This is a genomic window from Streptomyces neyagawaensis, from assembly GCF_023516595.1.
Lineage (GTDB): Bacteria > Actinomycetota > Actinomycetes > Streptomycetales > Streptomycetaceae > Streptomyces > Streptomyces neyagawaensis.
Genome location: NZ_JAMGBG010000104.1, coordinates 1 through 2,299, shown reverse-complemented (window position 1 = coordinate 2,299; position 2,299 = coordinate 1). Strand labels below are relative to the sequence as shown.

2 protein-coding genes are annotated in these 2,299 nt (G+C 70.8%); both read right to left on the bottom strand.

Annotated features, from left to right (window positions below; genetic code table 11):
* A partial coding sequence (locus M8J73_RS33315; protein WP_283947248.1) for a biotin/lipoyl-containing protein occupies positions 1–703 on the bottom strand: 703 nt, incomplete at its 3' end.
* A gap of 60 nt (positions 704–763) precedes the next feature.
* On the bottom strand, positions 764–2,152 hold the full coding sequence (lpdA, locus tag M8J73_RS33310) for a dihydrolipoyl dehydrogenase (RefSeq protein ID WP_249829450.1): 1,389 nt from the start codon (positions 2,150–2,152) through the stop codon (positions 764–766).
* Positions 2,153–2,299 lie beyond the last annotated feature (147 nt).

The window sequence follows — 2,299 nt, the reverse complement described above, 5'->3', positions numbered from 1 at the left end:
CGGGAGCAGCCGGGGCCGGGGCAGCGGCGGCGGGCGCCGGAGCCGGGGCGGCCGGAGCAGGAGCGGCGGCCGGGGCGGCACCGGGAGCGCCGATGACGGCCAGCTTGGCGCCGACCTCGGCGGTCTCGTCCTCGCCGACCACGATCTCCAGCAGCACACCGGAGGTGGGCGCCGGGATCTCGGTGTCGACCTTGTCCGTGGAGACCTCGAGCAGCGGCTCGTCGGCCTCGACGCTGTCGCCGACCTCCTTGAGCCAGCGGGTGACGGTGCCCTCGGTGACGGACTCACCGAGCGCGGGCAGGACCACGTCGGTGCCCTCGGCGGAACCGGCGCCTGCGGCGGCCTCGGCGGTCGGGGCCGGCGCGGGGGCGGCCTGCTCGGTGGAGGGGGCGGCAGCGGCGGGCTCGGGCGCGGGGGCCGGAGCCTCCTCGGCGGCCGGGGCGGGGGCGGCGGCGGGCGCGCCCGTGCCGTCGTCGATCACGGCCAGCTCGGCGCCGACCTCGACCGTCTCGTCCTCGGCGACCTTGATGGACGCGAGGACACCGGCGGCGGGGGAGGGGATCTCGGTGTCGACCTTGTCGGTCGAGACCTCGAGCAGCGGCTCGTCGGCCTCGACACGCTCACCCTCGGCCTTCAGCCAGCGGGTGACGGTGCCCTCGGTGACGCTCTCGCCGAGCGCCGGAAGGGTTACGGAAACCGCCATGGTTTCTGTTGCTCCTTAACGAATTGCGGAAGTCTGGATCGTCGCTTCGTCGACCGAGGGTCAGTCGTGCGAGTGCAGCGGCTTGCCCGCGAGGGCCAGGTGGGCCTCGCCGAGCGCCTCGCTCTGCGTCGGGTGGGCGTGGATGAGCTGGGCGACCTCGGCGGGGAGGGCCTCCCAGTTGTAGATCAGCTGGGCCTCGCCGACCTGCTCACCCATGCGGTCGCCGACCATGTGGACGCCGACCACGGCACCGTCCTTGACCTGGACGAGCTTGATCTCGCCCGCGGTCTGAAGGATCTTGCTCTTGCCGTTGCCCGCGAGGTTGTACTTCAGAGCGACGACCTTGTCCGCGCCGTAGATCTCCTTGGCCTTGGCCTCGGTGATGCCCACGGAGGCGACCTCCGGGTGGCAGTACGTCACACGGGGGACACCGTCGTAGTCGATCGGGACGGTCTTCAGACCGGCCAGACGCTCCGCCACCAGGATGCCCTCGGCGAAGCCGACGTGCGCGAGCTGGAGCGTCGGGACCAGGTCACCGACGGCGGAGATGGTCGGGACGTTGGTCCGCATGTACTCGTCGACGAGGACGTAGCCGCGGTCCATGGCGACCCCGGCCTCCTCGTAGCCGAGGCCCTGCGAGACCGGGCCGCGGCCGACGGCGACCAGCAGGATCTCGGCCTCGAACTCCTTGCCGTCGGCGAGGGTGACCTTGACACCGTCCTGGGTGTACTCGGCCTTCGAGAAGAAGGTGCCCAGGTTGAACTTGATGCCGCGCTTGCGGAACGCGCGCTCAAGAAGCTTGGAGGAGTTCTCGTCCTCGACGGGGACGAGGTGCTTCAGGCCCTCGATGACCGTGACGTCCGTACCGAAGGACTTCCAGGCGGAGGCGAACTCGACGCCGATGACACCGCCGCCGAGGACGATCGCCGACTTCGGCACGCGGTCCAGGACGAGGGCGTGGTCCGAGGAGATGATGCGGTTGCCGTCGATCTCCAGGCCCGGCAGCGACTTCGGCACGGAGCCGGTCGCCAGCAGGACGTGGCGGCCCTGGACGCGCTGGCCGTTGACGTCGACGGAGGTGGGGGAGGACAGCCGGCCCTCACCCTCGATGTACGTGACCTTGCGGGAGGCGATCAGTCCCTGAAGGCCCTTGTACAGGCCGGAGATGACGCCGTCCTTGTACTTGTGGACGGCCGGTACGTCGATGCCCTCGAAGGTGGCCTTCACACCGAACAGCTCGCTCTCGCGGGCCTGGTCGGCGATCTCGCCCGCGTGCAGCAGGGCCTTGGTGGGGATGCATCCCCGGTGCAGGCAGGTGCCGCCGACCTTGTCCTTCTCGATCAGGGCGACGTCCAGGCCCAGCTGCGCCCCGCGCAGGGCCGCGGCGTAACCACCGCTACCACCGCCGAGGATCACTAGGTCGAAAACGGTGCTGGCGTCGTTCGCCACGTCACGTCCTCCATGCATGTGCGCCGTACGCCGGTCTCCAGTGACCGGGCGGCGGCTGGTGTCCGGCCGCTCTTCTTCGGCCCTGTGGTGGGGGCCCTGTCCTGCCGACGCCCATCTTCGCACTTGTCGGGAGGGAACGAGACGCCG